At 36.8% G+C, this 23,527-nt stretch carries 22 protein-coding genes; 10 read left to right on the top strand and 12 right to left on the bottom strand.

From position 1 onward, the window contains the following. Positions 1–108 precede the first annotated feature (108 nt). Complete coding sequence (locus JNUCC74_RS17970) at positions 109–2,118, top strand: methyl-accepting chemotaxis protein (RefSeq protein WP_454066360.1); 2,010 nt, start codon at positions 109–111, stop codon at positions 2,116–2,118. Between the two features lie 257 nt (positions 2,119–2,375). Here JNUCC74_RS17970 and JNUCC74_RS17965 read toward each other — a convergent pair whose 3' ends face one another. From JNUCC74_RS17965 to JNUCC74_RS17945, 5 genes are all read right to left on the bottom strand, one after another. Further along, positions 2,376–2,531 carry a hypothetical protein gene (locus JNUCC74_RS17965; RefSeq protein ID WP_454066359.1) on the bottom strand — a complete coding sequence of 52 codons (156 nt, stop codon included), beginning with the start codon at positions 2,529–2,531 and terminating at the stop codon, positions 2,376–2,378. Positions 2,532–2,809: 278 nt separating this feature from the next. Then, positions 2,810–3,448, bottom strand: coding sequence for an ABC transporter permease (locus JNUCC74_RS17960; protein ID WP_282862083.1), 639 nt, complete (start codon positions 3,446–3,448; stop codon positions 2,810–2,812). 17 nt (positions 3,449–3,465) lie between these two features. Next, positions 3,466–4,353, bottom strand: a complete 888-nt coding sequence (locus JNUCC74_RS17955; protein ID WP_454067920.1) for an osmoprotectant ABC transporter substrate-binding protein — start codon at positions 4,351–4,353, stop codon at positions 3,466–3,468. A gap of 53 nt (positions 4,354–4,406) precedes the next feature. Continuing rightward, positions 4,407–5,060 carry an ABC transporter permease gene (locus JNUCC74_RS17950; RefSeq protein WP_077318757.1) on the bottom strand — a complete coding sequence of 218 codons (654 nt, stop codon included), beginning with the start codon at positions 5,058–5,060 and terminating at the stop codon, positions 4,407–4,409. A 106-nt stretch (positions 5,061–5,166) separates the two neighbouring features. Continuing rightward, positions 5,167–6,291 (bottom strand): betaine/proline/choline family ABC transporter ATP-binding protein, encoded by a 1,125-nt coding sequence (locus JNUCC74_RS17945; protein ID WP_454066358.1) that lies wholly within the window; start codon positions 6,289–6,291, stop codon positions 5,167–5,169. A 270-nt stretch (positions 6,292–6,561) separates the two neighbouring features. On the opposite strand from JNUCC74_RS17945, the gene JNUCC74_RS17940 reads away from it, so the two are divergent. From JNUCC74_RS17940 to JNUCC74_RS17915, 6 genes are all read left to right on the top strand, one after another. Continuing rightward, positions 6,562–7,101, top strand: a complete 540-nt coding sequence (locus tag JNUCC74_RS17940) for a GbsR/MarR family transcriptional regulator (RefSeq protein WP_077318755.1) — start codon at positions 6,562–6,564, stop codon at positions 7,099–7,101. A gap of 465 nt (positions 7,102–7,566) precedes the next feature. Then, on the top strand, positions 7,567–8,835 hold the full coding sequence (locus JNUCC74_RS17935; RefSeq protein ID WP_282862079.1) for a PTS sugar transporter subunit IIC: 1,269 nt from the start codon (positions 7,567–7,569) through the stop codon (positions 8,833–8,835). Between the two features lie 134 nt (positions 8,836–8,969). Further along, a complete protein-coding gene (locus tag JNUCC74_RS17930; RefSeq protein ID WP_454066357.1) occupies positions 8,970–10,922 on the top strand; it encodes a BglG family transcription antiterminator in 1,953 nt (650 codons plus the stop codon). Positions 10,923–10,957: 35 nt separating this feature from the next. Continuing rightward, positions 10,958–11,263: a PTS sugar transporter subunit IIB gene (locus JNUCC74_RS17925; RefSeq protein ID WP_077318753.1), complete on the top strand. Its 306-nt coding sequence runs from the start codon at positions 10,958–10,960 to the stop codon at positions 11,261–11,263. A 4-nt stretch (positions 11,264–11,267) separates the two neighbouring features. After that, on the top strand, positions 11,268–11,582 hold the full coding sequence (locus tag JNUCC74_RS17920; RefSeq protein ID WP_454066356.1) for a PTS lactose/cellobiose transporter subunit IIA: 315 nt from the start codon (positions 11,268–11,270) through the stop codon (positions 11,580–11,582). A 70-nt stretch (positions 11,583–11,652) separates the two neighbouring features. Next, positions 11,653–12,261 carry a hypothetical protein gene (locus JNUCC74_RS17915; protein ID WP_077318752.1) on the top strand — a complete coding sequence of 203 codons (609 nt, stop codon included), beginning with the start codon at positions 11,653–11,655 and terminating at the stop codon, positions 12,259–12,261. A 658-nt stretch (positions 12,262–12,919) separates the two neighbouring features. On the opposite strand, the gene sdaAA is transcribed toward JNUCC74_RS17915, so the two are convergent. The 4 genes from sdaAA to JNUCC74_RS17895 all read right to left on the bottom strand — a co-directional run bounded on the left by sdaAA (position 12,920) and on the right by JNUCC74_RS17895 (position 15,975). After that, entirely contained in the window at positions 12,920–13,786 is an 867-nt protein-coding gene (sdaAA, locus tag JNUCC74_RS17910; RefSeq protein WP_454066355.1) for an L-serine ammonia-lyase, iron-sulfur-dependent, subunit alpha, read from the bottom strand. Between the two features lie 25 nt (positions 13,787–13,811). After that, positions 13,812–14,474 carry an L-serine ammonia-lyase, iron-sulfur-dependent subunit beta gene (sdaAB, locus tag JNUCC74_RS17905; protein ID WP_454066354.1) on the bottom strand — a complete coding sequence of 221 codons (663 nt, stop codon included), beginning with the start codon at positions 14,472–14,474 and terminating at the stop codon, positions 13,812–13,814. Positions 14,475–14,670: 196 nt separating this feature from the next. Further along, a complete protein-coding gene (locus JNUCC74_RS17900; RefSeq protein WP_454066353.1) occupies positions 14,671–15,072 on the bottom strand; it encodes a PTS sugar transporter subunit IIC in 402 nt (133 codons plus the stop codon). Positions 15,073–15,309: 237 nt separating this feature from the next. Next, positions 15,310–15,975 (bottom strand): helix-turn-helix transcriptional regulator, encoded by a 666-nt coding sequence (locus JNUCC74_RS17895; RefSeq protein WP_077318749.1) that lies wholly within the window; start codon positions 15,973–15,975, stop codon positions 15,310–15,312. 464 nt (positions 15,976–16,439) lie between these two features. Between JNUCC74_RS17895 and JNUCC74_RS17890 the strand changes: the two genes are divergently transcribed. Beyond that, positions 16,440–17,771, top strand: a complete 1,332-nt coding sequence (locus JNUCC74_RS17890) for a 6-phospho-alpha-glucosidase (protein ID WP_077318748.1) — start codon at positions 16,440–16,442, stop codon at positions 17,769–17,771. 638 nt (positions 17,772–18,409) lie between these two features. Beyond that, positions 18,410–19,567: an MFS transporter gene (locus JNUCC74_RS17885; RefSeq protein WP_077318747.1), complete on the top strand. Its 1,158-nt coding sequence runs from the start codon at positions 18,410–18,412 to the stop codon at positions 19,565–19,567. Positions 19,568–19,959: 392 nt separating this feature from the next. Here JNUCC74_RS17885 and JNUCC74_RS17880 read toward each other — a convergent pair whose 3' ends face one another. After that, a complete protein-coding gene (locus JNUCC74_RS17880; RefSeq protein WP_077318746.1) occupies positions 19,960–20,586 on the bottom strand; it encodes a spore coat protein in 627 nt (208 codons plus the stop codon). A 233-nt stretch (positions 20,587–20,819) separates the two neighbouring features. Between JNUCC74_RS17880 and JNUCC74_RS17875 the strand changes: the two genes are divergently transcribed. Next, positions 20,820–21,065 carry a hypothetical protein gene (locus tag JNUCC74_RS17875; RefSeq protein WP_454066352.1) on the top strand — a complete coding sequence of 82 codons (246 nt, stop codon included), beginning with the start codon at positions 20,820–20,822 and terminating at the stop codon, positions 21,063–21,065. A gap of 569 nt (positions 21,066–21,634) precedes the next feature. Here the strand turns inward: JNUCC74_RS17875 and JNUCC74_RS17870 are convergent. Beyond that, a complete protein-coding gene (locus JNUCC74_RS17870; protein WP_454066351.1) occupies positions 21,635–22,369 on the bottom strand; it encodes a YqcI/YcgG family protein in 735 nt (244 codons plus the stop codon). Between the two features lie 266 nt (positions 22,370–22,635). Beyond that, entirely contained in the window at positions 22,636–23,277 is a 642-nt protein-coding gene (locus JNUCC74_RS17865) for a LysE family translocator (RefSeq protein WP_454066350.1), read from the bottom strand. Positions 23,278–23,527: the final 250 nt, after the last annotated feature.

Here is a 23,527-nt window from a genome sequence, read left to right as displayed (position 1 = left end):
ATAATCGGATTTTCAGGATAGTACGATTGTAGAAGCTATCACATCTTTATCTTCTTTTTGAACATTACTGATAGGATTAGTTGAACTTTTAAAGAAGGGGAGTACAACATGGATTTCAAGCAAAAATATAGTGGTTTGTTTAGAGGGAAAACACTAAAAACAAAAATTTTAGTTCCATTTATTTTCTTAATACTCTTTTCTGGTGGAATAGTGGCTATTATCAGTTATAATTTTACAATTAAAATGGTGGTTAATGAGCTAACAAAGAGTACTGAAAGTCAAATGTCAAATATGAGCGATACATTTGACATGTTTTTTGCTAATACCGATACGATTCTTAATCAATATACATCGAGTCAGTTAGTATTGGATTATAAATCGAAAAACCGGGATGAATTGTTAGAACGTATGCAGGAAACAAAAGATGCAAATTCGGCAATGACGTTTATCTATGCTGTTGATGAAAAAACGGGTGACATGATTGATCCGACAGCTGATTTAGATGAAGATTATAATCCAAAAGAGCGGCCTTGGTATAAGCAGGCAGTAGCTGCAAACGGAGAAACGATTTGGACCAGTCCCTACATCGATGAAGGAACAGGAGACATGGTTTTAACTGCCGCACGTGCTTATTATAAAAAAAATGAATTAAAGGGAGTTTTTGCCGTAGATGTTACTATTGATACATTGATGGATATGGTCCAGAGCATGGAAATCGGTGAAACTGGTTATGCAGTTGTATTAGATGAAGCAGGTAACTATATTGCTCATAAAGATAAAGGCAAAATTGGAAAGGCCGCTAATGACGAGCTATTCGGTAAGTTAAACCGACTGGGAAAGAAAGGATCGGTGGAGTATGAGTTAAACGACGAAGAGAAAATCATGAGTTTTGTGAAAAATACTACTACGAATTGGTTGATAGGCGGTACGGTCGATAAAGCTGAGTTTGCAAAAAAAGCACGATCTATTATTTGGCCAATTGCTATTGCATTAGTCATTGTTATTGGTATTGGTATTATTTTTTCCCTATTCATTACATCAAGAATTACGAAACCCATTCAATTGGTTATGCAGCGGATGAATAAAATTGCCAACGGCGACCTAAGTAATCCGCCATTATCTACTGATTTGCAGGATGAAACAGGGCAGCTTATCATCGCATCTAATAAAATGAGTGAGAATATGCAAGATTTACTTAGTCGTATTCAGACAGCTTCGGAAACAGTTAGTAGTCAAAGTGAAGAATTAACACAGTTTGCCAATGAAGTTAACTCTGGTACAGAGCAGGTGGCAACAACCATGCAAGAGCTTGCAGCTGGTTCGGAAAATCAAGCCCATAGCACGAATGATCTAGCAAATGGTATGTCTCATTTTATGACCAAAATAAAGGATGCGTATGAAAAGGGTATAGCTGTGGAAGCCAATTCAAAAATAGTTCAGGATTTAACTAAAGATGGAAGCAAGCGAATGCAGGAATCTACTGCACAAATGGATACCATTAATTCGATTGTACATGATGCTGTCGAAAAAGTAGCAGGTTTGGATGAACATGCTAAGCGGATTAGTGAATTAATTGCAATGATTCATCGCATTTCAGACCAAACCAACTTACTGGCTTTAAATGCTACGATAGAAGCCGCACGAGCAGGAGAGCATGGAAAAGGCTTTGCCGTAGTAGCTGATGAAATTAGGAAGCTAGCAGAAGAAGTAGATATGTCACTGACAGATATTACAGAGATTGTCACAAATATTCAGAGCGAATCTGTCAAGGTCACAGATTCATTGCAAACGGGTTATCACGAGGTTGAAGAAGGAACCAGTCACATCCAAACAACATTACAAACGTTTGGGCACATAAAAGAAGCAATTTCGGAAATGGCAGATCATATTATCGTCATGTCCAGCCATTTACATGATATTACTGAAGCTGGTCAAGCCATGAATCGTTCTATCGAAGAAGTAGCATCCATTTCACAGGAGGCGGCTGCTGGGGTCGAGGAAGTATCGGCAACAACAGAGCAAACAAGCACTTCTATGGAAGAAGTCGTTCATAGCTCTGGGCGGCTGGAACAATTAGCAGATGATCTTCATCAATTAATCACGAAGTTTAAATTCTAACAAATGGTCTAATTTAGGAATTTGCTCATGCGTTTTTGATGAGATATTGAAGATCCTCTCTAATTTTAAGTTTAATTTATTCATAAACGTAATTTTAAAGGAAAGCTAGTTGGTGAGAGAGCGCTTTTACTGAGTTTTATGTACGGGCACAGACATACCTTTATGGCAAGCAGCAGAACAAGCTGCCTGCCATTTTGATGGATTGACATCAGTACGCTCACCTATCTAAATCACGGTCTGTTAATCAAATTCTCAAATTATATAAACAGATGAATAGCATCCGAATCAGCTCTTTTGTATAATACGCCTATAGGTATATCGGCTTCTTGATCTGGTCGGTAAATATCTGCATATAATGTCGTTCCATTACGTACAGTACATGGAACATTTTTTTCTAACAAAATGCTTGTCATAATAGTCTTCCTCGTGGATTGTTATATTGGATAGCACATAAAATATAAAAAGCCCATGATTGATCTTGGGCTTTTTATGCTATAAACGGCTACAGTTTCTTTTATTTCACATGTAAGCTGGTCCTCTCAGACTGCCATTTAAGGGAGCCTGAGGAGAACAAAAAAGTCTAAGTGGAGATAACGGCATCTAAATTTCCGATTCGTCCAATAGGTGGTACCCTTGTGGTGCTAACCATCAGCGGGAGATGATAGAAAGTCCTACTAATGGAAAATTCATTCTACCTCGGCGTGAGCCGTTTTTCTAACCAACCCATACCTAAGTCAGCAATAACCGCCATTAATGCAGTTGGGATCGCACCTGCCAGGATAATTGCGGTGCCGTCAGATACGTTCGTTCCACGGATGATAATATTACCTAAACCGCCACCACCAATAAAAGCACCAATCGTTGCAATACTGATGCTAATGACTAAAGCTGTTCTTAATCCAGCCATGATAACAGACAATGCAAGTGGTAATTCCACCATGCGCAGTAATTGAAATTTAGTCATGCCCATGCCACGCCCCGACTCAATCAATGCTTGATCGACATTACGGATTCCAGTATACGTATTACGAACAATTGGCAAAAGCGAATATAAAAATAACGAAGCAACCACTGTGTTTGGTCCCAGTCCCAAGACAAGCATGAGGACTGCCAGCATAGCTAAAGCAGGAATTGTTTGGATAATATTCGTAAAAGAAAATACCCACTTGCTTAATTTCGCATGTCTGGCGATGAAAATGCCAACAGGAATAGCAACAATGGCGGCAAACAAAACACCGTAGGCAGACATTAGAAAGTGCCGGTAGAACTCTTCCCATACATAGGAGTAGTTTTGTGCGTAATAGTTCCATAACTCGGTTAATGTTTGCAAGAAATCACCTTCTCTCCTTAATCTTCAAAGTAATTGTTTTTTTTAAGAAATTCCTTGGCGACTACATATGGTTCTTTCATTTTCACATCTGCTTCGTAGTTCATATATCTCATCGTGTCTTCATCAATTTTTCCAGCTAACGATTCAAGAACTTTACGGACTTCTGGGTGGCTTTTCAATAGATCATTTCGCGCAACTGGAGAAGCATCATACGGCGGGAAAAAATTCTTATCATCTTCTAAGTTTACGAGATTAAATTCTTCAATTCGGCCATCCGTTGTATAGGCTAAAACAACATCCATTTCGCCGCTGGCTACAGCTTGATAAACAAGGCCAATTTGCATCGGATACGTTTTTCCGAATTCAAAGCCATATGTTTTAATAAAGCCTTGATAGCCGTCCCCTTCACGATTAAGCCAAGCATTATCTACCCCTAATCGTAAGTCAGTTGCATAAGGTTCAATATCAGAAACCTTTTTTAAGTTCTTTTCTTTTGCCAACTCACTAGTAACGGTGAATGTATAGGAGTTTTCAAATCCATATGGGTCAAACCATGTTTGATCAAATCGTTTTTGAAATTCACGCTGGACAATTTTTAATGCTTCATCTGTATCGGTAACAAGCTCCATTTGCAAGGTACCCGGTAAGTCTGTTCCAGTATACCTGGTTCCTGTAATGTCTACTTCTCCCTGTTCAAGTGCCTGATGCTGCACAATGGACGAGCCCATATTTCCGATAATTTCGGCTTTGTAATCTGTCTTATGCTCAATTAATTGTTTAATTATATATGCTACCGTCATTGATTCTGACGTATTAAGTGCACCAATTTTTATAGTGTCTGTTGATGAACCACTAAGTCCGGGTAAGGAACATCCATTTAAAAGGAGTAATGCCAAGATCATCATTGTAATAATGATTCGTTTCTTCCCTTGTTTAACCAATGTACGTATCCTCCTTTCTAAGCAGCCTCTGATGAATTTCGAATTCCTTTAGGAGTCAATCGTTCCTCTAAACGACCTAGTAAATAATCAATAATTAATGCGAGTAACGTAGTTGGGATGGCTCCTGCTAGGATAAATTCCGTTTTAAATAAATTTAGTCCGTCAAAAATAAAATCTCCTAATCCGCCTGCACCGATATATGATGCAAGCGTAGCCCAACCGATTAAATAAACGGTTGATAATCGTATACCTGCCATAATAACCGGCATTGCCAATGGTATTTCTACCATGCGGATGCGTTCCCAACCAGTCATTCCCATACCAAGACCTGCTTCTAATATACTATCATTCAGGTTGTAGACTCCTATATAGGTATTACGTAAAATGGGGAGGAGCGAGTAGAAAAATAGAGCGGTAATGGCGGGAACCTTTCCAATTCCTAAAAGTGGAATAAAAAAAGCCAGTATCGCTAAGGTAGGGAATGTTTGAATGATGCCGACTAAGGACATTATTTTATCGGCAACTTTAGGGATACGGGTTAACGTAATACCGAGTGGAACGGCTACTAGGATACCTAAAGATATGGAGATAATGGAAATGTAAAGGTGTTCCCAAGCTTTAAATAATAATTGATCCCCATAATCAGCGAAAAATGTTTGTAATGTCTCCACGTAATCACTTCCTTCGTTTTGTGGTACATTCCTAAAAATGGTCCAGCCTGTTCACTGAAGCATTTTCCTTATTCATGTTAAAGGGTGTGTGAGATGATGTTCTTTATTACTCGTCATTTCCCCAAATAGAATCATATACAATATTAGCTAAGCTCGCCCGTGTCACAATTCCAGTAAGCTTGTTTTGTTCATCTACGACAGGAACATAGCGAAAGCCGTTACGCAAAATTTTGTGAACGGAATCACGTAGCAAGGCATGTTGGTCTACTTTATAAATATCCGTTTGCATAATTTGTTTTATATTCCCTTGTTTTAGTCTGTTTTGTTCAATCATTTCAATATCAATCATACCTTTTAAAACATTAGCGGTATCCACTACTAACAAGGAATCTACTTTGTGGTTTTTCATGATCTTGATAGCTTCAGAAATAGTGTTTTTCTCGTCAATGGTAATTGGATGTTCGTTCATAATTTGTGCGACAGTTTGTAAATTTGGTCTAGATTCAATGAGACGATGTTTTCCAATAAATTCCTCTACAAACTCATCCGCTGGGTTACTTAATATTTCTTCTGGTGTGCCAACCTGGACAATTTTTCCTTGACGCATAATCACAATCCGATCTGCAAGCTTGATTGCTTCATCCATATCATGGGTAACAAAAACGATTGTTTTGCCAAGCGATTGTTGCAGCTTTTTAAATTCATCCTGCAACCCATCTCGTGTAATAGGATCCAACGCACCAAAAGGCTCGTCCATTAAAATAAGTGGAGGATCAGCAGCAAGTGCTCGTAATACACCAATCCGTTGTTGTTGACCGCCACTTAATTCATTCGGATAACGATCTAAATATTCTGTACGCATATTGACTAATTGTAATAATTCCTCTGCACGTGCACGACGTTTATCCTCAGGCCAATGAAGTAGTTTTGGTACGAGAGAAATATTTTCTGCGATTGTCATATGAGGGAACAAACCGATTTGCTGAATAACGTAGCCAATGGACCTTCTTAACTCTACTTCATCTTGTTCGTTAATATTTTTACCGTTTATATAAATAGTACCTTCTGTTGTTTCAATTAATCGGTTAATCATCTTCATCGTTGTTGTTTTACCACAACCGCTTGGCCCGATAAATACGATGAATTCACCGCTGTCTATTTCCAGATTGATATTGTCGACTGCTTTTGTTCCGCCTTCATACACTTTTGAAACATGATCAAATTTAAGCAAAACAAAGCACCCCCTTCATATTTTTCTTGATCTTTTCACCGCCTTATAGACCTAAAGTAATTATAGAAGAATGCAAATTAAAACAAAACCAGCAAAGCCCTTCATAATCTTTGTAAAATGTATAAAAAATATATTTTACACATTTTATACTCGATTATTCGTATAATTGCTTTATTTTGCTATAAAATAGTCAACATTTGGCTTTTTTGTTTTTGAAAAAATTATGGTATATTAGCTTTTACAATAGTACAATTCAAGGGGTAAATAGGTATGGAAAAGCTTGCAGACCAAATGGAAATGTTAGAAAATGAAATGATTGAAAAAATAGCCGATAATGTGCATACGTTTGGAGTCTCTAAAACGGTTGGCAGGGTATTTGGGATTATTTGCATGCGGAAGGAGCCAATGACGCTCGAACAATTGTCTGAAGCAATGGGAATGAGTAAAATGCGGATGAGTCAAGTGGTTCGTGAGATGATAGAACTAAATATCGCTGAAAAAGTTTTTGTCAAAGGTGTACGCAAAGATTTAATTAAAGTAGATAATGACTATTATCAAACATTTATCACTTTGTTTTCTGCTAATTGGCGTAAAACCATTAGTAAAAGCAGATTACAAGAGCACAATCTGCGCAGACAATTAGTGAAACTGCAGGAAGAGGCACTCCCGAGTAAGGAAGTAGAAGCCCAGATAAATATATTATTAGAGGAAATCAAAAAATCACTAGACTATTATAATTGGATTAGCCGTTTAATAGAATTTTTTGAGTCCGGTGAAATTTTTAAGTATGTACCAAAGGGGCAGGATTAAGCCTCTTTAATTGATGGTAAAGTGAATATGCCTTAGGAAAAACGTAATCCCCTTTTGAAGCGGATCTGTTTATAGCAGATCCGTTTTTTGCTGTATAAATATCAGGGTAGAGTGGTTTCTAAGGTGCCTAACAAATGACACATAGTAAAAATGAAGTATGGCTACTACCGTTTTATTAGTAACCGGCATTTGTTGGAGATGCTCAAAAAGTCTAATCAGAATAATCTAGTGAATGTGTTGTTGCTTTGGTTCTCTATACTTTTATTCAACTACATATTGCCCTTCAAAAGCCATGTTATCTGAAGCTAGAGAAAGTATACTTACTTGCTTATTGGAAATAAATAACCAGAGCAGAAAAAAGCTTTTCCTACTAGGGAGGAAAATGTTTATTTGCTGGCCAAAACCGTTTTCATATATAGTTAAGCTGTAGCAAACAAGTAAAAAACTTCACAATAGGAGGTCGCCATGAAAAGCTCAAAAGTTCAAGAAACTTTAATGAAATGGCTGATGCCAATCGCAAATAAAGTTGAACAGCAGAAGCACCTACAAGCAATCAAAGACGGAATGATTGCAATTATACCAATTATCATTATAGGATCGTTTTTTATTTTGCCAATAGCATTTATGAATGTGTTTCCAAGTGGTCCTATCCATGATTTTTTTGCAAATAATATTGAAATTCTAACCTATCCAGATAAGTTTACGAATGGATTATTATCCATTTATGCAGCGTTTTTTATTGCCAATTCTTTAGCTAAGAAATATGGGTTAAAATCATCCCAATATGGTATTACAGCAATTATTACTCATGTGATTTTAAGTGGGGTAATTACAGAGTCTGGCTTAGATATAACTTATTTAGGAGCTCAGGGGCTATTTGTAAGTATTATCTCTGCCATCTTAACCGTAGAAATAACCCGATTTATGATTAATAAGAAAATGGTTGTCAGACTTCCATCTAGTGTGCCACAAATGGTTGGGGATAGCTTTAGTAACTTATTTCCAATGGTTGTAAACATTATTATTGCAACGGCGATAGCCATTCTTTCAACAAAACTAGGAGATGTGGCTTTTCCACAAGTAATTATGAACGTTTTAGCGCCAGCTATTAGTTCGATGGATAGTTTACCATCATTATTAATTGTTATCTTTTTAACTCAGTTTTTATGGTTTTTCGGTTTACACGGACCGGCAATTACTTCAGCAGTCTGGGCACCATTTGCAATAACATATCAAGCGGAAAATATTGCCGCTTATAGCGCTGGCGCCGAAGTAACTCACATCTTTACGTTTGGGTTATACTATAACATATTACAAGTAACAGGATCGGGGTTAACGCTTGGTTTAGTGTTATTAATGATGCGATCAAGAGCAAAGAACTTAAATGCGATTGGTAAGGTTTCTATTATACCTTCACTATTTGGAATTAATGAACCACTCATATTTGGTGCACCAATCATATTAAACCCATTTATGTTCATTCCTTTTGTATTCGGACCGTTACTTATAACCATACTAACGTATTTTGCAATGACTACTGGTCTTATCGGCATGCCAATTGCCAACCCGCCAGGATTTTTGCCACCTGGAGTGGGAGCATTTTTAATGACATTAGATTGGAAAGCTGTGGTCTTCGTTTTTGTCAGCTTAATCATAATGACATTGATTTATTTTCCATTCTTTAAAGCCATGGAAAGCAATGAGTTGAAAAAAGAAAAGGAAAAAACAGCTTAAGTTATATGTATTAAGTAAGGGGACGTACGAAGTAAATTTCCACTAATAGAGATATTGCCGAACTAGTGATTCGTGCTAATATTTTGGAGATGTCTTAAAGCCAGTATAATTTCTAAAGAGAGTAGGTGATATCTATGTTTACGGAACGCCAAAAAGAAATAATTGAGCTAATTCTTAAAAATAACACGGGAGTATTTGGAGCTAAATTAGCTGATAAGTTGAATGTTTCTACAAGAACCGTAAGAAATGATATCGCCTCGATTAATAAAGCATTAAGTGAAGAAGGCTTTAGTATTCATTCATCTAATAAAAAGGGTTATTATCTTAACCCGGAATATATAGAGAGCTTAAAGGCATTCATTGACCCAATGGTAAAAAAACAAACCCTATTGCACCAAAATAATGATGATCGCCTCTATGCAATATTAGGAGAAGTATTATTTAAAGGACATCAGGATTGCTATGATTTGGCAGATCGTTTATACGTGTCAGAGCAAACTATTTTTAAAGATATAAGTAAACTCAAACAAATGTTAAATGATAAATATAATGTTACACCTATTCGGTTCCACCAGAATACGATCCGTGTTGAAGCGTCAGAAGATGAAATAAGATATGTGTTATTTAAAATGCTAAAAGAGCTGGTCTTATCAGATAAACAAGATTATTTGCAGGATTTACAGCTACTAGTAAATGGAAATTTTGATTATAAAGAACTTGATTTATTGAAGATAAAAATAAAAAATCAATTAGCTGCGCAAAAGCTTATCGTCGATGATAAATCTTTCGAAATGATTGTTGTTGCGATTTATATTGTTGTTATTAGGAATCGATTTGGCTTTACGATAAAGACGGAGACAAAATCATTTTTCAATGGGAATATAAGCTCTTTACTTAACGAATTAATCGAATCAGGAATCGATATTAAAGAGCATGACAAAACCAGTTTAAATCGTTTCTTCTGGTCACTTAAAATACCTACAAGTACGATGTCTGTTGATGAAAATATCAGTGTTACTGCCTTAACCATATTGAATGAATTTAGCCGAGAAGTAATGGATAAATATAGTATCGATTTAAAGGAAAGTGTAGAAACGATAGAGAATTTAAAGGTTCATATCGAATATATGCTGCGTCGGTTAGATACAAACTATGAGTTATCCAATCCGATTATAGGAGATATTAAAAAGCGCTATCCATTTGCTTATGAAGTGGCGATGTTGATTGTTCATATCGTGTATCGATATCAAAAGAGGTATTTAGTAGATGATGAAATATCTTATATCGCCATCTATATTGAGATTTTTTTAAGAAAAAATAATATTCGGTTAAAAACAGTTGTGATTAGTGATACAAGTATGGGAATTAATCATATTATCCAAAATTGGCTTGCGAGTAATTTTATCAATCATATTGAAGTTACAGCGTGCCTACCGCTGATTGCTCTTGAGAAGTATTTAGAAAATAATGATGTAGACTTAATCATTGCCACAAACATTTTAAATATAGACGAACAAATACCATGTCATGTTATCGAGAGAATACCGGAACGAAGTGATTATTTCTCCCTTGCTAACACCATCCATAAAATAAAAAACAGCAATCGATATGAAAAGTTGATTTTAAGAATGTTTAGTGATGAGTTTGTTGAAATATATGACAAGGCTTTTGAATTCCCAGAATTAATTGGAAAGATGGCACAGAAGTTTAAACAGCATAACCGCATCGATGATGTGGATGGATATGTAAAGGATGTGATTCAACGAGAGGAAAATTATCCAACTACATTAGGCAAATATTTTATGATTCCACATCCATTAACTTCATTTGCGAAAAAAACGACGGTCAATGTAGCTTTACTAAAAAAGCCACTCATCCATAATGGAGAAAAAATAAAAATTGTTTTTCTGTTAGCTATTGAAAATAAAATGGATGATGATGTTAGCACATTGTTTCATTTTATTCAGCAGTTAGCCTTGGATAATGATTCTATCTCCAGCTTGCTGGAGGCGAAGGATAAGAAGGAGTTTCTGGATAAGATTATTAGCTTAACCAAATCTTTTTTTGACAAACATCTATTAGATTGAATGAAATGTTTAATCAATAAGAAGGAGTGAATGAAATGAGAATTTTATTAGTTTGTAATGCAGGAATGTCAAGCTCTATCTTAGTGGATAAAATGAAAAAGGCTGCTGCGATTAAAAATGAGGATGTAGTTATAGAGGCAAGATCGAATAATGGTTTAGGAGAGGAAAAAGGAAAGTGGGATGTATGTCTAGTTGGCCCACAGATTATTTACGCTGTAGATTCCATTCAAGAGACATTACAAATTCCTGTAGCTGCTGTGGAGCCTAGAACCTATGCAATGGCTAACGGAGAAGAGGCATTACAGCAAGCTCACAAACTACACGATGAAAGGAAAGCTTAACAATATGTCCATGGTGGAGAATTTATCCGAAGTAGCAATGAAAATTATTACTTGTGCAGGACTTGCAAAATCTAACTATTTAATGGCTTTGGACGATGCTAAAAAAGGGAATCTAGAAGCGGCTATGAAAAAGCTACAAGAGGGTTCTGATGTTTATTCTGAAGCACACCATATTCATTCATCTGTTTTAACAGATGAAATGCAAAAGTTAGAACCCCAAGTAAGCTTACTGTTAGTTCATGCAGAGGATCAACTGATGAGTGCAGAAACGATAAAGATTTTAGTACAAGAATTAATAGAAGTATATCAAGCTAATTAAACTTTTAATCTATGGAGTTTTTTAGATATTCAATATTACAAACAGAAAATGAACAAGGAGAGACGTTACTATGAGTCAAGCTTATAATATTTGGGCGGAAACAAAAACAAGAAACAACTTTGCAACGGATGAGATTGTTTCTTCGTTGCAGAAAGCAATTCGTAGAGCAATGGTGGAGGAAGCTTGTGGATATGCATATGAATTGTATATTAGTTCACCACAATTATTAGACAGACTGTGGAGAAGATTATTAACCATTTCAGTTGAAGATATCGGCTTTGGTAATTTAGATGCTGCTTTACATGTTCAAAATTTAAATGAAATGAGAAAGAATTTTCCGTATAATGATGGCGATCAGCCAATGTATTTCATTCATGCCATTCGTATTTTATGTGAAAGCACGAAAGATAGATCTAGTGATTATTTAAAAAATATTATTATTAAAGGTTTTGCCATGGGTAAAAAACCGGAAATCATGGATGTAGCACTTGATAAACATACAAAACGAGGAAAGGAAATGGGTAGAGGTTCTAAGCATTTCTTTGAAGAAGCAACAAAGGTAATTCCTCAATTAGAAGTTGAAAATAATTACAGAGAACGCTACGGAAAGATATTAGAAACGTATGATCCGAATAATGTTGTGCCAAACGCTTTTGTTTACAGTCCAGATCAATATTAATCATAAGACAAGGCTAAATCTCTTAGAGATTTAGCCTCTTTACTATTTAGGGAACTGTAAAACTATTTCATTGTGGATACCTTTTTTGAAAAGTAGCTTCGTTGTCTAGCTTAAGCGCTTGAGTGACTAGCAAACTCCTTCCTACGATAAGTCATCATCGCTCGAATCTAAAGGAAGCCCGACTAAAAGAGGACTTGCCGCTCTAGCGTCGTTTCCCCCTGTTTTAGAGGCATGTTTTCCTTATCCCGTATGTAAGGTGCCGTAAGACTCCCCATTCAAGAGTTATAGATAATAAGTAGAGATACGGCCCCTAATGCCTGATTGGTTCAGTGGGCTTTAGGTCATATTCTTGCGGCACTACTATTTCTGGAAAAACCATTCCAATAAATGAAGGTTCACTTTAGCTTGTCAGAAGTTCTGTCGTTTTTACGCTACTAACCGAGAGCTTCTAGCTTTTGTTACCATTATACAATTTATAGCAGGTTCTGTGACTGGAAAGCATAATAAATGGTAATTGCCAAGGAATCATTGGTTATCTCGTTTGTACTTCGTTTCACTTTAGGAAAAACAAAAGAGAAAACCAGAATTAACATTTTTACAAAAGTGGATGATAAACCAAGATGGTGAAGCAAAAATATTTATTGCTCCACCATGCTCATTAGCCAAAGATTTTCTGTTGTAACCAACGCCCCGTTGGTGTATCAGCCAGTCCGCCTTCTCCTGTTTCCCGTAAAGCAGAAGGCATCGTTTTGCCAATTCGATACATAGCACCAATAACTTCATCACAAGGAATGCGACTGGTGACACCAGCTAGTGCCATATCTGCAGAAACAATGGCGAGTGATGAACCTGCTGCATTTCGCTTTACGCAGGGAACCTCTACAAGTCCAGCCACCGGATCACAAACAAGTCCGAGCATGTTTTTTAATGTAATGGCAAATGCTTCAGCTGATTGCTGCGGAGTTCCCCCAGCCATTTCAACAATAGCAGCCGAAGCCATCGCACCCGCGGAACCTACTTCTGCTTGGCATCCCCCGGCTGCTCCGGAGATAAAGGCATTATTGGCGACAACAAATCCGAACGCCCCAGCGGTAAATAAATATCGTACCATCTGTTCACGACTTGGGTTTAATTGGTTTTTTACAGCAAATAATGTCCCTGGGACGCAACCAGCGCTTCCTGCAGTTGGAGTTGCACAAATAATCCCCATTGCTGCGTTGACTTCGTTTGTTCCCATTGCTTTACTTACCGCATCCAACAGTAGATGACCAGATAAAGGTGTTTTTTCTTTCATGTAGTTTTGAATTAATACAGCATCTCCGCCAGTTAAGCCGGTTACTGACTTAACCCCTTTTAAGCCGTCCTCAACCGCTTTTTCCATCACCTCTAAATTTTTTTCCATTTCTGCCATAACTTCTTCACGAGTTTTTTCTTTCACGTCCATTTCTTGTCGAATCATTACTTCCGAAATGGGTATGTTTTCTTTTTCTGCCAACTCTACAAGTTCTGCTACTGTCCGAAACATAGATTAACCCCTTTCTCTTAAAATTTTAACTTATGATCGTACAAATATTGGTAATATGCGCTGCTTTTTGTAGTTCATGCATAACCGTTTCCTTTATATTTTGGTCCACTTCAATTACCATTAACGCCTCATCACCAACATCTTTCCGATTTACTTCCATATGTCCAATATTGATTTCGTGTTTTGCTAATATGCTAGTGACCGAAGCAATTGCCCCAAATCTGTCATTATGCATAACTAACAGAGCCGGATGGTTACCTGATAAGCGAAGCACAAAACCGTTTAGCTCGGTAATTTCGACTTTTCCACCACCGATGGAGATACCTACTAATTCGATTTGATTCGTATCACTTCCTATGATTAAGCGCACGGTATTCGGATGATTAACTGCAGCTGTGTCTTCAATAAACTCTATATCAAAATTGCGTTCTTTTGCAATGTCTAATGCTTTACTCATTCGTGGGTCATCCGTTTCAAAGCCAAGCAACCCACCTACTAATGCGAAATCAGTACCATGACCTTTATAGGTTTTGGCAAAAGATTCATATAAGTGAATTTTAGCCCATGTTGGTTCTTCGCCCAATAAGTTGCGAGCAGCTTTCCCAATTCTTGCTGCGCCAGCAGTATGAGAGCTAGAAGGACCAATCATTACTGGACCGATAATATCAAAAACAGAATTATATTTCATACCTATCACCACCTATTGTTTATACTATTATGTTAAACGATTCTTTGTAAATCATTATGAATAACTTTTTTATACCATTATCCGTTAATTTCCGCCAATTCATGCACCCATCGGATTTTAAAGTTTTAGAGCCAATATATCCCCAAAGTGCACTGCATGCTGCGCAACGAAGCGCAATAATAGTTACACCTTTGATTCATATTAAATCCATACATAACTGCAAAGCCAGCAATTGGTGTAGTTGTTCCAGTGACTCATTTACTAAGCCGGATAGTGAAACAATTACACTTGAGCCCCCGTCCAGGAAATTGGTAATGTAAACAGGAATGGGATTAGCGAAGATGATATCTACTTGATTGGATCGGCAAAATACAGCGATTAGTCGTGCTAGTGATGGGGCTACACAAATAGAAACAATTAAATCCAGTCGATCAGGCACCTTGGATTCAATTTGTTTTATAATAAATGATATTAAGTACCCAGCAATAAAACCTGGAAGTAATCCCAGCCTGGCTGAAGAAACACCAACCATTAATGCATAAACTGGCAGTACACCCATGGCTAAGGCAACGAGTACAGCAGCTGCTACACCTCCCATACTTCCAGTAGCATCACCAACCTCTCCTCAAAATTCAACATATAATAAATTGCTGCCTACATAACGCTATACGCTTCTACTAAAAAGGTAGCAATTGCAGCATAGCTAATGCACCCATTGCTTCATTCCTCTTGGTGCTTTGTAGCTAAACAATGTAAATAATGCTAAAACAAGATGAATAGTATCGTCCTTTTTAAAATGTCTTTATGTGTATTTTCATTGTATTTTGTGCTATTACTATTTTTCTACTTCAACTTGGTATTCGTTTAACGAGCGTACCTTATGAAGGTAATTATAAATAGTAAACTTTGATACACCTAGTCTCTGAGCTACATATTCTGTTGCTCCTTTTATTAAGAAAACCCCTTTTTCATCTAAAATCCGTACACAGTCTACTTTTTCATCAATTGACATTTCTACTGGTGCTTTTTTGTGATCGAGAATAACTCGATCTACCATTTCGTGAATAACATCATGTACCGAATTAAAAAATGTTTCCGTTGCTTGTTTTTCTTGTTGAAAATTAATAAATTGTTCAATTTCTCCACCAAATTGTATGAACAGACTAATATCATAGTTCATACAAAGTGCCCCAATAATTTTTTCCTTGTCATCTCTTAAAAAAACGGTAGAGGATTTCAGTACTTTCCCTTGCTTGGATTGCGTTTTATAACTGGGAATATCTTGTACATCTTCTTGCTTTTTAGTTAATTCATTTAAAACGAGATCCGTAATTGGTGAACCAATTTTCCTACCTGTGACATTACCTGCAAGATGAATTAACGAATGCTGTAAATCAGTGAAGTCATGTACAGCCACTTCACAACGATCCCCAAACATTTTTACAATCATATCTGCTGTTCGAATGGCTAAGTCGAATATAACGTTATTTTTATCTCCCATGGTTAATACCTGCCTTTGTATCCGCTTCCATTAATCTGCAAATCTAGCATAACATAAAATAAATAGATTTCAAATAATATTTTAGGTGTTAAAAAAATTTTGTAAAACTCATATTTTTGTAAACAGAGATGTTGCACGGAAATAAACGAATAATAAATCTTGCAACACAAAGTAATAGTAAAAATTGCATTCAAAAAGAGGGCCACTAGACCTAAAGACAGGTATAATTTTGATGAAGGATTATATAAGTTATAAATTCAGGAGATGAAACTTTAAAATTTCGTTGCCACTTTTCCTCATGATGCGGAAAAAGTATAATTGTGTGCTTAGAAACGAGAGTGGTACACTTAAACTGCAGGCATGTACTGGTACTTTAAGTCTAGGACAATAATTTATTAATTTAAATGAACTTCCTTTTCATCTAAAGTACATCAATATTACTTTTATGAAGGTGAGGATGTTTTATGAAGAAGAAACTATCAGTAGTTATTGCAGGCGGTGGGAGCACCTATACTCCGGAAATAATTCTAATGTTGTTAGACAATTTGGATCGTTTGCCATTAAGAAAGATTAAGCTTTATGATAATGATGAAGAAAGGCAAAATAAAGTTGCGAAAGCATGTGAGATATTGATCAAAGAAAAAGATCCAAGCATTGATTATGTAGCAACGACAGATCCTGAAGAAGCATATACCGATGTTGATTTTTGTTTAGCACATATACGTGTTGGAAAATTACCGATGCGGGAATTAGATGAAAAACTTCCATTGAAGCATGGTTGCGTAGGACAAGAAACGTGTGGACCGGGTGGAATTGCTTATGGTATGCGTTCAATCGGTGGGGTGCTGGAAAACATTGATTATATGGAAAAATATTCACCTCATTGTTGGATGTTAAACTATTCAAACCCAGCTTCGATCGTAGCGGAAGCGACACGTAGATTACGCCCTAATTCTCGAGTGATAAATATTTGTGATATGCCAATTGGTATGGAGCATAGCATTGCTGATATCGTTGGTGTTCCTTCTCGGAAAGACTTAGATATTAGATATTACGGATTAAACCACTTTGGCTGGTATACATCAATCAAAGATAAAGCAGGAAATGAATTACTACCTGAATTAATCGAGCATATGAAAACATATGGCTTTATCAATGGAGAAAAAGGTATGGCAACAGCTAATAAAGACAGTTGGTTTGAGACAAACCTATTTGCTAAGCACTTAGTGGAAGTCGAGCCTACTACTATTCCAAACACGTATTTAAAATACTATTTATATCCAGACTATGTCGTAGAACATACAGATCCAAATTACACACGAGCTAATGAAGTCATTGATGGGCGTGAAAAAGAAGTATTTGAAGCGTGTGCGGAGATTGAAAAAAATGGTCATTCCCAAGGTACAACACTGGAAATCGGAATTCACGCAGAATTTATTGTTGATTTAGCTACCGCATTAGCCTTCAATACGAAAGAGAAGATGCTTATTATTGTAGAAAATAAAGGAGCTATTAAAAACTTCCCAGATGATGCAATGGTAGAAATACCATGTATTGTAGGAAAAGATGGTTATGAACCATTAGCGATTGGTGAAATACCAACTTTCCAAAAGGGTTTAATGGAACAGCAGGTAGCTGTGGAGAAGCTAGTGGTAGAAGCATGGATAGAACATTCGTATCAAAAACTATGGCAGGCACTTACATTATCGCAAACGGTTCCAAGTGCTACAGTTGCAAAACAGTTACTAGATGACTTCATTGAGGTGAATAAAGAGTATTGGCCAGAGCTTCATTAATCGTATATGACAACAGCTTGGTAAAATGATGCGGCAAATGCTGAACCACCTTTATCCCGCATGTAAGATGCCGTAAGCCTCCCCCTTCAAGACCTTGAGTTGATACAATAGGGAATATGTGGTAGTTAACGGCATCTAAATGCCTGATTCGTTCAGAGGCCTTTAGGTCATACCCTTGTGGTGCTAACATTTCTTGTGAAAGGCATTCCAAGAAATGAAGTTTCACTTTATTCGTGAATTCATATGGTATGATCGTAATATATTGACGATAACACTGGCTTTTTATATTGACCTATCTGTTATAATAAAAAATGGAGAAATCGTTGTCGTTAAGAACAAGGTATCGACCTAACGGAGCGAAACGATTTTGCTTTCTAAACACGAGTCGCGCTTGATTCGCTTTCCCATTATCGTCCCCTTCACGAGTTTTTTGATAATGGCTAAGTGGATCACAGCGCGATTATATGTTTACGTTTAATAGAAGTTGATTCGGCATTATAAAAAGATATTTTTTGCGTATAGGCGAGGCCAACATAGCATTATAAGTACCAAAGGATTAGCGTTAGCTGGTTTTTCTTTAGACAACAAGGCGTTAACGTGCAGTGTATTACGAGATATTATTAGAAAGGCGTCATAGGATGGACAAACGTGTATATTTATTAACAATTGTATCTTTTGTAGTAGGAATGGTTGAATTAATTATTGGAGGAATATTGGATTTAGTTGCAGAAGATCTGCATGTCAGCTTAGGGAAGGCTGGACTATTAATCACTGTCTTTTCTTTAGTATTTGCGATTACCGCTCCCCTTTTAATGATTGCTACAGCGAAAATAGAGCGGAAACGTCTAACCCTTATTTTCTTATTCATTTTTTCGCTTAGTAATTTACTTGTTGCCTTTAGCCCTGTTTACAGTGTGCTATTTATCGGACGAATGCTTTCAGCAGCAAGTGGTTCATTGCTGATTATATTATGCTTAACCATCGCTGCAAATATAGGAAGTGAAAAGCACCGTGGCCGTGCCATTGGTTTTGTTTCGATGGGGATTAGCGGGTCGATTGTCTTAGGAGTGCCGATTGGTCTAGTACTGGGTAATGCGTTTGGCTGGAGGGCTCCTTTTCTATTCATTGTATTTTTAACGATTTTATCCATGCTTGGAGTTTATTTATTGATGGACAAGGTTCCGCCTAAACCGCAAGTATCCTTAAAGGAGCAAATCAACTCCTTAAAAGAAAGTAAGATCTTTTTAGCGCATGGTACAACCTTTTTATTTATGGCTGGACATACGATTTTATATGCTTATTTCACCCCATTTGTCAAAATGACGATGGGTATTAGTGGAAGCTGGTTAAGCGTCTTTTATTTTATCTTCGGTATTGCTGCTGTAAGCGGTGGTGGTGTCGGAGGAACATTATCGGATCGGTTTGGATCTAAAAGAACAATGATCACAACGCTGATTATTTTCTCTTTATCCATTTTTACGCTTCCATATACGACTTCGGTTTTAGCCTTATTTATTATAGTGATGATTATTTGGGGAATGATGAGCTGGGCAATTACTCCAGCTTTACAAAGTTATTTGATTGAGTCTGCACCGGAGACAGCGGATATTCAACAAAGCTTAAATAATTCTGCACTGCATTTTGGTATCGCATTTGGTTCTCTTATTGGTGGAATTGTTATTGAACAGGCTTCCGTTGAGAAAAATGCTATGGTTGGAGGAATATTGATAAGCCTTTCACTAGTCACGATTATGCTCTCGATGTCGAAGGTAAGAAAGAGAAGTATTACTAGCTAAAATAAGATGCTATAGCGTACATCTAAAAAGGGCTGGGACATAAGCAAATACTAAATAGCACAAACCGAACAATTCATTTATAATTGTTCGGTTTGTTTGTGTTTGGAAAAGCTTGGCTTATCGCCAAGCCCTTAGCGATAGCCATCGTTTTTCTTATACGATAAAGTGAAACTTTAGGGCAGGCATCGTCATGTGATTAATGACGGATTCAAAAACTTCTTTATTATTCAAGCACTCTCTAATAAGAACTTTAAGAACGCGATCATTTTTTCTACTAACTGAAGCCTATCCTTCATTTAAATAAGATTCTGCAGATAGAACATCTACAGAATCCTATAATGTTTAAATTACTCAAAAAATGTAGTTAATTTTCGGAATCGATTTTGTTTTGTTTAATGCAATTGATTACCTTGTTGAACAGTAGTATAGCTATTTAGCATTTGCTGCATATCCTGTTGGTTTAGTTGTGCAACCTGATAATACCCATGCTTATTCTGATAAAGGAAAATTTCATAGCTCATTTCAATAAAGTTGGGAACACTATCGGCAACAACACGGCGCAGTACAGGATTTGTCATTTCTGTAGCTGCCATCGCCATGAGAGGAGATAGCGATTTTGCGTGTCCTAACATATAACTTGAAATTCCTTGGTCCGAGATTTCGTTCACAGAAGTATTAGGCTTTTTTGGCTGACCAGGTTTCATTCCAAAAATGGCGTCATTGTCTTGCTGCATTTTATAAGTTTGGGTCGGTACCGAAGGGTCTTTTCCGGTTTTGAACGTTTCAACAATTGTATTGTAAGTCTGGGTAACAAAAGCTGTTTGTCGCTTTAAAATGTCCATTAATTCTGGGTCTTGAATATGCTGCTCATACAATTGATAGTGGTCAAGCATGCTAATAACACCTGAAATGACTTCGTGTGCATCAAATACTTCGTGTCCTCCGATATGAGGCATTCCTTGCTGTTGGGGCATATTCTCAGGCTGTTTCTGATTTCCTGGTTGATTCATCTGTTGCATAATGGATTCCTCCTAGTTTTAATATTCATTCTCTATATTTTCCAGTTCAATAATTTTTATGTGCGAAAGGACAAACTTTTTCATGAGACTCTTTCCTCATAAATCCAGTTACCCTGGAGAGGGTAAGAAAATCGACAAAGAAAGGATACGATTTGTCATGCTATCATTTCATTTGTATCTAACTAATATTAACAGGAGTGAACGGATTTAGAAAAATAGAAGGGTTTCTTGGAGTGATGAAAACAGCTGCGATCTGCATGTTTATCTTGGTAGCTGGTTTCTTAATACTAAAAGATTGGATGAATGGTGCAGAGGTAGTAACGTCACTAGAAAAAGATAAAGGTTTCTTTTCAAAAGGAGCAGCAGGGTTTTGGGAATCACTGATCTATGCATTTTATGCTTTTGGCGGGGTTGAAGTTATGGGGCTTCTCGGAAATTGCCTAAAAGATCACAAAAGGCTCTACGTTCAGGCAGAATAAAAATACTACTTGTATTTACCAGCATTTATTTGTTTCCATTGGACTTGTACTAGCACTTGTATCATGGCACAACATAAATGCTAGATGAGAGTCCACTTACCGCACTTGCCTTCTTTGTTCTCCGCTATGTTACTGGTATTTTTACTGAGGTTTTTGTCATTGGAGGCTTCTCTACGATGGTAGTAGCATTATTTGCTGGGATTACCATTTTGACTTCGTTGAGGATCAAGATGCACTGACCATTTTAGCCGAACGGGGAATGGTTAAAGACTACTTTCAGCTTGTCTGTTTACAGCAAGCGGCTTAGTCGTTTCTATACTATTTCACTTGCTTTCCCGGAATGATTGTTTGAGTACTTGATAACAGGCGCGGGATTAATGCTTCTATATAATTGGCTCTTTATTTTGGCAACATTTTAAAGCGAGAAATGAGAATCTAGCTCATTGTTGGGATGCAAGCAGAGTCGGTTTTGTTGTAAGTTTATTGTTTATTATGCTAATAACAATTGCAAATGTTTATTATAAAAAGCAAGTGGAAAACAGAAGCTAATGAAGAAAGGTAGACAGCTTCTACTTTATATGTTTAAAAGGACATTGGATTGGACTGCTATCGTCGTCGCTTAAAAAATACTGCTTCCATTCATGATTATCTTCTTCTCCATACCACTTTAAATCAGGATGACCCGGGAAGCCATCATAATTTACCAGCCTTTTACGAATAATGGTTTTCATTTTTCGACCAAAGGACGTACTTCCATTCAATGATGCAAATACCCAGCGTGGCTGAAAAGCTATGCAAAGGCAAGGAAAGTATCGGCTTTTTCGCTGTCTATGCCCGGGTGTAGCACAAAAGGAAAAATAAGGTTCTCCATGAAAGCAAAACTCCCATTTATAATGAGCCGGATTTTCCGGAATGTCTTTTGGCCACTCGTGCTCATCAATGGCTGCTAGGCGATTAAGTACATTCCAAAATAAGTTGCGATAATCTTCCACTGTATAATTTCCATATATATCCTTTGGCGTTTGGAAAAATACTGCTAGTGATGTATAACTCCCTAATTTACGTGAACTGCTTCCATAATCTTTTAAAGCAGTAGCTAGAACTTTTATGGAGCTTTCCTTACGTGGATCGTCTATAAAGCAAAACCGAAGCTGGTTTTCTAAGAAACCGTGTCTTGCAGGAACACAAGGGTACGTATTATCATCAGTAAGCATGGAAGCAAAATATTTATACGCTGCTTGTTTCCACTCAGGTAATGTTTCTAGCTGTTGTTCTAATAACATTTTGTCAAAGAGTACACCCATTTTACTTTCTTCCTCCTTCTACCATAATCTATTGCTGAAGAATGAAATGGGTGCTTGCTTATTTTTAAGTAAGTGTTCAAAAGCCGAAGGAAATGACATAGGAACGTTGTCGTACGTAATGATTTATAAAAATTTAGCATGTCTCAACGTTTAAAAAGACTTTAGAAATCTATGAGTCGATATTTCTAAATTGCTAAAAGGCTACGGTATACAGTGTTAGAATTTCAAGTAGTCATGCAAATACAGATTACCTAGTTCAGGTAGGGCTAGCCCAATTTTCCTTGCATGAAGAAAGTAATTGCTTCATATCCAAAATAGAGACCAAATCCAAGTAGCATGATTCCGCCTCCAATCGTGATGATGGATAATACGTGTGGAGGAAAGAATTTTCTAAACGTTGAGGCGACCCCTGCCATAAATATATCCCATATGATAATTCCTAAAAAGATACCGCTACTGTAGAGGATAAGCTGATAATTATTATAAAGATCGCTAGTTTTTGCTAAAACGGCACCGTAAATACCCAACCAAAAGATAATATTTAACGGATTAGAAATAGCAATTAAAAACCCCATATGAAATGATTTTCTTTTTGAAGATGCTTTTACAGAGGGTTTTGCTTCTACTAAATTTTTTGCTCCAATTATGCTTTCTATCCCTGTATAAACAAGAATGAAACAACCAAATAGCCAGAGAAATGTTTTCATAAGCGGCGTAGTTAGGAATGAAGCAACACCAAAATAAATAAGCAGCATAAATAAAAGATCGCTAATCATTCCGCCTAATCCAACTAACCAAGCATGTAGAAAGCCGTGGCGCATGCCTCTATTTAGTTGTGCAGCATTAATCGGTCCAATCGGTGCAGATAAGGAGATACCAAGTAGGGCATAACTGATAAAAGTGTTCATTACTATAACCTCCAGATGGGGAATAAATTATTATTATTCTATTCATAATAGATGGCTTGTACGACAGATTTTTAAACGGGTATAAAAAAGTTGCTCCATTGTAAAATAAAGCTAAACAATCAAAAGCGTTAACTGCTTGTCACTAGTCAAGCTCTTTTATTGAACTAGGTTAAAAGAATCGAAGCCCGGGGAGATGTAAAGAGAAGTAAATGTTTGGGAATGGTCGCTTTATTGAATCCATTGAAAATTT

It is taken from the genome of Cerasibacillus sp. JNUCC 74, assembly GCF_053667775.1.
This window is presented reverse-complemented; position numbering and strand designations above follow the sequence as displayed.

Coding starts and splice junctions, on each gene's coding strand:
- JNUCC74_RS17970 (WP_454066360.1), top strand. CDS start 109: ATGGATTTCAAGCAAAAATATAGTGGTTTGTTTAGAGGGAAAACACTA.
- JNUCC74_RS17965 (WP_454066359.1), bottom strand. CDS start 2,531: ATGACAAGCATTTTGTTAGAAAAAAATGTTCCATGTACTGTACGTAAT.
- JNUCC74_RS17955 (WP_454067920.1), bottom strand. CDS start 4,353: ATGATGATCTTGGCATTACTCCTTTTAAATGGATGTTCCTTACCCGGA.
- JNUCC74_RS17940 (WP_077318755.1), top strand. CDS start 6,562: ATGGAAAAGCTTGCAGACCAAATGGAAATGTTAGAAAATGAAATGATT.
- JNUCC74_RS17935 (WP_282862079.1), top strand. CDS start 7,567: ATGAAAAGCTCAAAAGTTCAAGAAACTTTAATGAAATGGCTGATGCCA.
- JNUCC74_RS17930 (WP_454066357.1), top strand. CDS start 8,970: ATGTTTACGGAACGCCAAAAAGAAATAATTGAGCTAATTCTTAAAAAT.
- JNUCC74_RS17925 (WP_077318753.1), top strand. CDS start 10,958: ATGAGAATTTTATTAGTTTGTAATGCAGGAATGTCAAGCTCTATCTTA.
- JNUCC74_RS17920 (WP_454066356.1), top strand. CDS start 11,268: ATGTCCATGGTGGAGAATTTATCCGAAGTAGCAATGAAAATTATTACT.
- JNUCC74_RS17915 (WP_077318752.1), top strand. CDS start 11,653: ATGAGTCAAGCTTATAATATTTGGGCGGAAACAAAAACAAGAAACAAC.
- sdaAA (WP_454066355.1), bottom strand. CDS start 13,786: ATGTTTCGGACAGTAGCAGAACTTGTAGAGTTGGCAGAAAAAGAAAAC.
- sdaAB (WP_454066354.1), bottom strand. CDS start 14,474: ATGAAATATAATTCTGTTTTTGATATTATCGGTCCAGTAATGATTGGT.
- JNUCC74_RS17900 (WP_454066353.1), bottom strand. CDS start 15,072: ATGGGAGGTGTAGCAGCTGCTGTACTCGTTGCCTTAGCCATGGGTGTA.
- JNUCC74_RS17895 (WP_077318749.1), bottom strand. CDS start 15,975: ATGGGAGATAAAAATAACGTTATATTCGACTTAGCCATTCGAACAGCA.
- JNUCC74_RS17890 (WP_077318748.1), top strand. CDS start 16,440: ATGAAGAAGAAACTATCAGTAGTTATTGCAGGCGGTGGGAGCACCTAT.
- JNUCC74_RS17885 (WP_077318747.1), top strand. CDS start 18,410: ATGGACAAACGTGTATATTTATTAACAATTGTATCTTTTGTAGTAGGA.
- JNUCC74_RS17880 (WP_077318746.1), bottom strand. CDS start 20,586: ATGCAACAGATGAATCAACCAGGAAATCAGAAACAGCCTGAGAATATG.
- JNUCC74_RS17870 (WP_454066351.1), bottom strand. CDS start 22,369: ATGGGTGTACTCTTTGACAAAATGTTATTAGAACAACAGCTAGAAACA.
- JNUCC74_RS17865 (WP_454066350.1), bottom strand. CDS start 23,277: ATGAACACTTTTATCAGTTATGCCCTACTTGGTATCTCCTTATCTGCA.